This is a genomic window from Dietzia sp. Cai40 (assembly GCF_014145165.1).
Taxonomy (GTDB): domain Bacteria; phylum Actinomycetota; class Actinomycetes; order Mycobacteriales; family Mycobacteriaceae; genus Dietzia; species Dietzia natronolimnaea.
Genome location: NZ_JAALEB010000261.1, coordinates 1 through 6,393 on the forward strand (window position 1 = coordinate 1; position 6,393 = coordinate 6,393).

Annotated in this window: 8 protein-coding genes; 5 read left to right on the top strand and 3 right to left on the bottom strand. The window is 71.5% G+C overall.

What is annotated here, in order from left to right:
- Nucleotides 1-33: 33 nt before the first annotated feature.
- The gene (locus G6022_RS10500) at nucleotides 34-1,503 is read right to left on the bottom strand and encodes an NCS2 family permease (protein WP_182640030.1); all 1,470 of its coding nucleotides are present in this window, start codon (nucleotides 1,501-1,503) and stop codon (nucleotides 34-36) included.
- A 75-nt stretch (nucleotides 1,504-1,578) separates the two neighbouring features.
- Between G6022_RS10500 and G6022_RS10505 the strand changes: the two genes are divergently transcribed.
- Nucleotides 1,579-1,848: a DUF2530 domain-containing protein gene (locus G6022_RS10505; RefSeq protein WP_182609962.1), complete on the top strand. Its 270-nt coding sequence runs from the start codon at nucleotides 1,579-1,581 to the stop codon at nucleotides 1,846-1,848.
- A gap of 60 nt (nucleotides 1,849-1,908) precedes the next feature.
- Here the strand turns inward: G6022_RS10505 and G6022_RS10510 are convergent, their stop codons facing one another.
- Nucleotides 1,909-2,820: a DUF3027 domain-containing protein gene (locus G6022_RS10510; RefSeq protein ID WP_182691532.1), complete on the bottom strand. Its 912-nt coding sequence runs from the start codon at nucleotides 2,818-2,820 to the stop codon at nucleotides 1,909-1,911.
- A 57-nt stretch (nucleotides 2,821-2,877) separates the two neighbouring features.
- Here G6022_RS10510 and G6022_RS10515 point away from each other — a divergent pair, with 57 nt between their 5' ends.
- From G6022_RS10515 to G6022_RS10525, 3 genes are read left to right on the top strand one after another with little or no spacing between them, the layout of a single operon-like run.
- Complete coding sequence (locus G6022_RS10515) at nucleotides 2,878-3,786, top strand: glutaminyl-peptide cyclotransferase (protein WP_182638441.1); 909 nt, start codon at nucleotides 2,878-2,880, stop codon at nucleotides 3,784-3,786.
- Nucleotides 3,779-5,170 carry an MFS transporter gene (locus tag G6022_RS10520; RefSeq protein WP_182609791.1) on the top strand — a complete coding sequence of 464 codons (1,392 nt, stop codon included), beginning with the start codon at nucleotides 3,779-3,781 and terminating at the stop codon, nucleotides 5,168-5,170. The genes G6022_RS10515 and G6022_RS10520 overlap by 8 nt, the downstream gene beginning before the upstream one ends.
- Nucleotides 5,167-5,676, top strand: a complete 510-nt coding sequence (locus tag G6022_RS10525) for a DUF2771 family protein (RefSeq protein WP_182638442.1) — start codon at nucleotides 5,167-5,169, stop codon at nucleotides 5,674-5,676. The genes G6022_RS10520 and G6022_RS10525 overlap by 4 nt, the downstream gene beginning before the upstream one ends.
- A 9-nt stretch (nucleotides 5,677-5,685) precedes the next feature.
- Here G6022_RS10525 and G6022_RS10530 read toward each other — a convergent pair whose 3' ends face one another.
- Entirely contained in the window at nucleotides 5,686-6,087 is a 402-nt protein-coding gene (locus G6022_RS10530) for a cold-shock protein (protein WP_179524659.1), read from the bottom strand.
- Nucleotides 6,088-6,208: 121 nt separating this feature from the next.
- Between G6022_RS10530 and G6022_RS10535 the strand changes: the two genes are divergently transcribed.
- The coding region (locus tag G6022_RS10535; protein ID WP_182691530.1) for a hypothetical protein at nucleotides 6,209-6,393 on the top strand (185 nt) is incomplete at its 3' end.

Sequence of the window (6,393 nt, forward strand, 5' to 3'; positions counted from 1 at the left end):
GGAGACGTCGACGACGAGCACTGCCCGCGCCGCTCAGGCCAGCAGGTCGGTGATGGGCCCGATCGCGAAGAACACGAGGAACGCCGCCGCGACCACCCACAGCAGCGGGTGCACGGACCGGGCCTTGCCGGTGGCGGTGGCCATCACGACCCAGGCCACGAACCCGATGCCGATGCCGTTGGCGATCGAGTAGGTGAACGGCATGGTGACGATCGTGAGGAAGGCCGGGAGCGCGATCGCGAAGCGCGTGAAGTCGATGTTGACGATCTGCGACATCATGAGTGCGCCGACCACCACGAGCGCGGGGGCCGCCGCCTCCACCGGGACGACCTCGTACAGCGGGGTGAAGAACATCGCGACGAGGAAGAGGGCACCGGTGACGATGTTCGCCAGGCCGGTGCGGGCGCCCTCGGCGATGCCGGTGGCCGACTCGAGGAAGACCGTGTTGGACGACGACGAGGTGAAGCCACCCGCCACGGCACCGACGCCCTCGACCACGAGCGCGGTCTTCATGTTGGGCAGATTGCCCTTCTCGTCCATGAGCCCGGCCTCCTTGCCCAGCCCCGTGAAGGTGCCCATGGCGTCGAAGAAGTTGGCGAGCAGCAGGGTGAAGACGAACAGGCTGGCCGCCAGCGGACCGATCCGGACGAACGCGCCGAAGAGATCCACCTGCCCGATGAGGGACAGGTTGGGCAGCCCACCCAGGGTCTCGGGGATCCCCGGGACCGCGAGGTTCCACCCGGTGGGCGAGGGCTCACCGTCGACGAAGGACGGTCCGGCGTTCGCGACGGCCTCGACGATGATGGCCACGACGGTGGTGACCACGATGCCGATGAAGATGCCGCCGCGCACCTGCCGGGCCACGAGCACACCGCACAGCAGGAGCCCGAAGGCGAACACGGCGGTGGGCCACGAGGCGATCGACCCCTCGATCCCCAGTCCCACCGGGACCGTGGTGCCCGCGGCGTCGGGGAGTCGACGCACGAAACCGGAGTCGACGAAGCCGACCATGGCGATGAACAACCCGATGCCCACGGCGATCGCGGCCTTGAGGTCCGAGGGGATGGCGTCGAAGACGGCCTTGCGGAACCCGCTCACCGCCAGGATGACGATGATGATGCCCTCGATGACGATCAGCCCCATGGCCTCGGCCCACGTGACCTGCCTGGCGATGGTGACCGCGACGAGGGAGTTGATCCCCAGGCCGGTCGCGAAGGCGAACGGGTAGCGGGCGATCGCGCCGAACGCCACCGTCATCACCCCCGCGGTGAAGGCGGTGACGGCGGCGATCTCGATGATCGACAGCTGGTTGCCCTCGACGTCGACACCCGAACCGAGGATCAGCGGGTTGAGCACGATGATGTAGGCCATCGCGAAGAAGCTGACCAACCCGCCGCGCACCTCGCGGGCCACCGTCGAACCGCGCTCACTGATCTTGAAGTACCGGTCGACGACCCCGATCCGTACAGGGGACCGTGACGGGGCCCCGGCGCTCTGCGACATCTGGAGACCTTCCTGGCGGTGGGTGAGGAACCGTCATAGAGTAACCGGCCCCCCGCCTGCGGTAGCGTCGCGGTCATGACGGACAGCCCGGCAGAGCCGCAGGTGCCCCGGATCCCGGCCTACCTGCTGGATCCGCGGCCCGTCGTCCTCATCGGAACCCTCGCGTGGACGATCGCCCTCCTGGCCGTGATGCTCATGGACGAGGTCGACATGCGCGCGGTCATCCTCTGCGCCGTGGGCGTGGGCGTGGGTGCGATCGGCACACTCGTCTACGCGCTCCAGCGGCGTGCCGTCCTGCGCGGCAGTGCGGGCGCACAGGGCGGTCTCGACTTCGACCGCATCTGAGCTGTCGGCACCTGAGATGCCTGCGGGATCAGTCCTGACCGGCGGCGGGGGCCGGCGGGATCAGGGCTGGTCGGGACCGCCCGCCGGACCGGCCTGCCCCACCTCGTCGCCCTGCCCCACCTCGTCGCCCTGCTCAGCCGCCCCCCGCGCCCGGGCGGCGGTGGCCGCCAGTTGCTGGGGGAGCACCACCACGTCCACGGCGGCGTCGTCGTACGCCTCGGCCACCGGGGTCGCGGACTCCGTGGCCACCTGTACCTCGCTGTGGGCGCCGCAGCCGTACTGGAGGTGCACCACCTGCCCGTCGGCGGAGTACTCGTTCGCGCACACCCCGAACATCGTGCCGAGGGAGCCGGAGACGGGCACCAGGAAGCCGCAGGACCCGCAGTGGTGCTTGGCACCGCGTGCGATCTCGGTGTCCGGGCCGCGCTCGGCGGCCCATCGGGCGGCGGCGGCCGACCGGCCCTCCCGGCTCAGGTGCCGTGGCCTGCCGAGCCCGACTGGGCCGGCGACCTCGTCGAGCCCGTCGTCCCCGGTGAGGAGTTGTCCCGGGACCAGACGCTCGTCGTCGTCCGCGGGGGGCAGCAGATCACCGGCACCCAGATCGCCCGGGCGGATCCTCTTCTCCCACGGCACCCACTCCGGGGCCACCACCGAGTCGGGACCGGGGAGGAGCGAGATCTCGTCGACCGTCAGCTCGCCGCCGGGGACCAGCGCCAGGACGCAGGCCCAGTACCACCCGCGGTAGCCGGGGAGGTCCGAGGCGAACCGGTGCGTCGTGGTGAACGGCGCCTCGACGACGGCCCCCCGGTGCTCTCCCACGCCGTCGGACGCGAACTCCTCCACGGCGGCACGCGCCACGTCAACGCCCGAGGCCAGTCTCTCGCGCAGGGCCTCGTCGAAGCCCGAGGCCTGATCGGTGCTCACGGGGTCCGCCTCCTGATCCGTGCCTACCTCGGTGTTCACCCCACCCATTATGCGCGTCATCGCGACAGCGTCGCGGTCCGGCCCGTAGTACGGCATCCTTGACGCATGCGCAGCGTCCTCGGCACCCTCGGCCCTCTCGCGGTCTCCCTCTCCCTCGTCGGCGCCGTCGCGGCGTGTACCGCGACCGGTTCCGACGACGCCGGGAGCGCCACGTCCCCCGGCGCCTCCCGCGCGTCGTCGAGCATGCCCACCGGCTCCGGCTCCGGTTCCGGGTCCGGCGACGCGGGCGGCGGACAGGTGCCGGTGGGCCCGGCCGAGCCCCGGCCCGTACGGGGTTCGGTCGAGGTCGTCCGGACCCTGCCGCACGATCCTGAGTTGTTCACCCAGGGTCTGCAGGTGGTGGGCGACGAGATCTACGAGTCGACGGGTGAGTTCACCCGCTCGCAGGTGCAGCGCCGCCCGCTCGCCGGCGGCCCGCCCACCGTCTCCGTGCGGATGGCGGACGACGAGTTCGGCGAGGGCCTGGCCGTCACCCCGGACACCCTCTGGACCCTGACCTGGACCAACGGGATCGCCCACAACCGGGACCCCCGGACCCTCGAGGTGCGCTCCGAGGTGCCGTACGTGGGCGAGGGCTGGGGCCTGTGTTACGACGGCGAACGGCTGATCATGAGCAACGGCTCCGACCAGCTGACCTTCCGCGACCCCGTCACCTTCGAGCCCACCGGCACGGTCTCGGTGACCTCGGGGGGCACACCCGTGGTCCGGATCAACGAACTCGAGTGCGCGGACGGCACCGTCCTCGCCAACGTCTGGATGACGGACGAGGTCATCCGCATCGACCCCGCCACCGGCGCGGTCACCGCCATCTACGACGCCTCGGCGCTCGAGCGACCCCGGCCGGCCAGCCGGGAGGCGGTTCTCAACGGGATCGCCGCGCTCCCCGGTTCGGAGAACGTGCTGCTCACAGGGAAGTTGTGGCCGACGATGTACGAGGTGCGCCTCATTGGCTGACCGCTCCCCCGGGCCGACCCGTCGAGCCGCGGCCACCGTCGGCCGGGGCGTCCGGCGGGTCTTCCACGCCGACGGGGCCGACAGATCGGGCCTGTCGCAGCTGAGTTACGTCACCGTCGCCAACTTCGCGTGCGACGCCATCCTCGCCGTCGCCCTGGCCAACACGTTGTTCTTCTCCGCCGCCACCGCCGAGTCGCGGAGCAACGTGGCCCTGTACCTCCTCGTCACGGTCGCCCCGTTCGCGCTGATCGCCCCGGTGATCGGACCGGCCCTCGACCGGCTGCGGAGCGGGCGGCGCCTCACGGTGTCGTTGACCTTCACCCTGCGGGCGGTGCTCGCGGTGATCCTCGCGCTCAACTTCGACTCCTGGCTGCTGTATCCCCTCGCGCTGGGGATGCTCGTGCTGTCCAAGACCTTCGGCGTGGTCAAGGCGTCGATCACCCCGCACGTCCTGCCGCCGGCGCTCGACCTGGTCCGGACGAACTCCCGGCTGACGGTGCTCGGCCACGTGGGCGGGTCGTTGATCGCAGGGGCCCTCGCCGGAGCCGTGTCGTGGGTGTGGGGCTCCGACGCGGCCCTGTGGCTGCTCGCCGCGGTGGCGCTGGTGACGGCGTACATCGCGATGACCATCCCCGCACACGCCGAGGCCTCGCTCGACGAGGAGTCGGCGACCCTGCGCGTGGACCGGGGCCGCCCGCTCGTCAGCGGGCTCAAGGCCGTTCTCACCCGGCCGCTGGGCCGTCAGGTCCTGGCCAACCTCTGGGCCGTGTCGATGGTCCGGTTCATGACCGGCTTCCTCACCCTGTTCCTCGCGTTCGTGGCCAAGGCCCAGGAGAACGCCACCGCGGCGGAACAGGCCGGGATGCTCGCGATCGCCGGTGCGGCGGGAGGACTCGGCACCTTCGTGGGGAATGCCGTGGGCGCCCGTCTCCCCCTGGGCCGACCGGGCAGGATCACCACGACGGCGGCGGGCGCAGCGCTGTCGGCGGCGGTGGTCGCGGCGTTCCTCGGCAACATCTGGGCGGCGGCCCCCCTCGCACTGGTGGCGGCGGTGTGCAGCGCGCTCGGCAAGGTGGCGCTCGACGCGTCGATCCAGACGGACATCCCCGACTCCGCACGGTCCTCCGCGTTCGGCCGGTCCGAGACGGCGCTACAACTGGCGTGGGTCGCGGGCGGTGCGCTGGGGGTCCTCCTCCCGCCGGACTTCACTGTGGGCTTCAGCGTGATCTCGGTCGTGGGCGCCCTGCTGTTCGGCCAGTCGCTCCTGACCGCGCGCGGGTCCACCCTGGTACCGGGGCTCGGCGGCAACCGACCCAGGTTCCCCGGAGCGCCACGTGACCCCCGTGCATTCGGCGCGCGCCTGCTCGGCAGAATGGAGGAGTGAGCTCTTACAGCGATGCCCCCGCGTCCGGCACCCGCGTCCGCCCAGTCACCTGGGCGATCCTGGCGTGGGTGATCATCATGGTCGCCGCGATCGTCGGAGCGTGGCAGGGCTCCGCCTCACGTCACGGGGCGGTGCCGGCGATCACCGTCGCCACCGACCGCGACCACGTGGAGGTACTGCCGTTCGCCGCGACGGACCTCGACGGCACGAGCTACACCAACCCGGTGGGTGAGTTCACGGTCACCGGTGAACACACCCTCACGGTGCGGCTGCCGGTGGAACTGCGCCGCGCCACGCTCGACGTCTACGAGATCCGCGCGGACGGGTTCCGCGAATACACCCTCGAACCCGACGGCCCCGGCGAACTACTCATCCCGGTCACCCTCCCTGACGAGGGACGGATCGAAGGACTGGCACTCCGCGGGGTCGCGCTCGTCTACGCGGCGGACGGCTCCGAGACCATCCTCAGCGGCGAGTGGTCCGTCGGGATCACCTACACGGACTGAGCCGGCAGGTCACGCGTCCAGTTCGCGGGCGACGGCGCGGAGCACCGACGCCACGCGACCCGACACCTTGTGGTCGGGACGGTGGCCGCGCCGCAACTCGGGTTGGACGGTCGTCTCGAGGACCTTGATCATGTCCTCGACCATCCCGTGCAGCTCATCGGGCGAGTGCCGTGGGCCGCCGCGGGGGGCACGGTCCTGCACGACGGTGGGCTCCTCGTGGACGACCACCCGCAGAGCCTGGGGGCCACGCCGACCGGAGACCATGTCGAACTCCACGCGCTGGCGGGGCCGGAGCGTGTCCACCCCGTCTGGGAGCGCGTCCGACCGGACGTAGACGTCCTCCCCGCCCTCGTGGGACAGGAAACCGAAACCCTTCTCCGCGTCGTACCACTTGACCCTGCCACTGGGCACCGCGAACCACCTCTCCACACGATCGCGCACACGTGCGACCGACATCCACCACGAATGACTCGAGACTACCCTCGCCGAGGCGGTGGCCCGGCGCCCCCGCCGGGCCGGTAGCCTCCCCCGTGTGACCTCCGACGCCCGACCCCCAGCCGACGACCCCGACCCCTGGGCACCCCACACGGCCGAGCCCGCCCCGGTCCGGCCCAGACGCCGCGGCCTGTTCATCGCGGCGCTGGTCGTCTTCGCCGTCGGTGTGGTGTTCACCGTCCTCGCCGCACTGACCCCGTTCGTCCTGGATCGGGACGCGCC

What these genes read in the sequence shown, in the direction of transcription:
- G6022_RS10505 (WP_182609962.1), top strand. Translation starts at nt 1,579, where the DNA reads ATGACGGACAGCCCGGCAGAGCCGCAGGTGCCCCGGATCCCGGCCTAC.
- G6022_RS10510 (WP_182691532.1), bottom strand. Translation starts at nt 2,820, where the DNA reads ATGGGTGGGGTGAACACCGAGGTAGGCACGGATCAGGAGGCGGACCCC.
- G6022_RS10500 (WP_182640030.1), bottom strand. Translation starts at nt 1,503, where the DNA reads ATGTCGCAGAGCGCCGGGGCCCCGTCACGGTCCCCTGTACGGATCGGG.
- G6022_RS10515 (WP_182638441.1), top strand. Translation starts at nt 2,878, where the DNA reads ATGCGCAGCGTCCTCGGCACCCTCGGCCCTCTCGCGGTCTCCCTCTCC.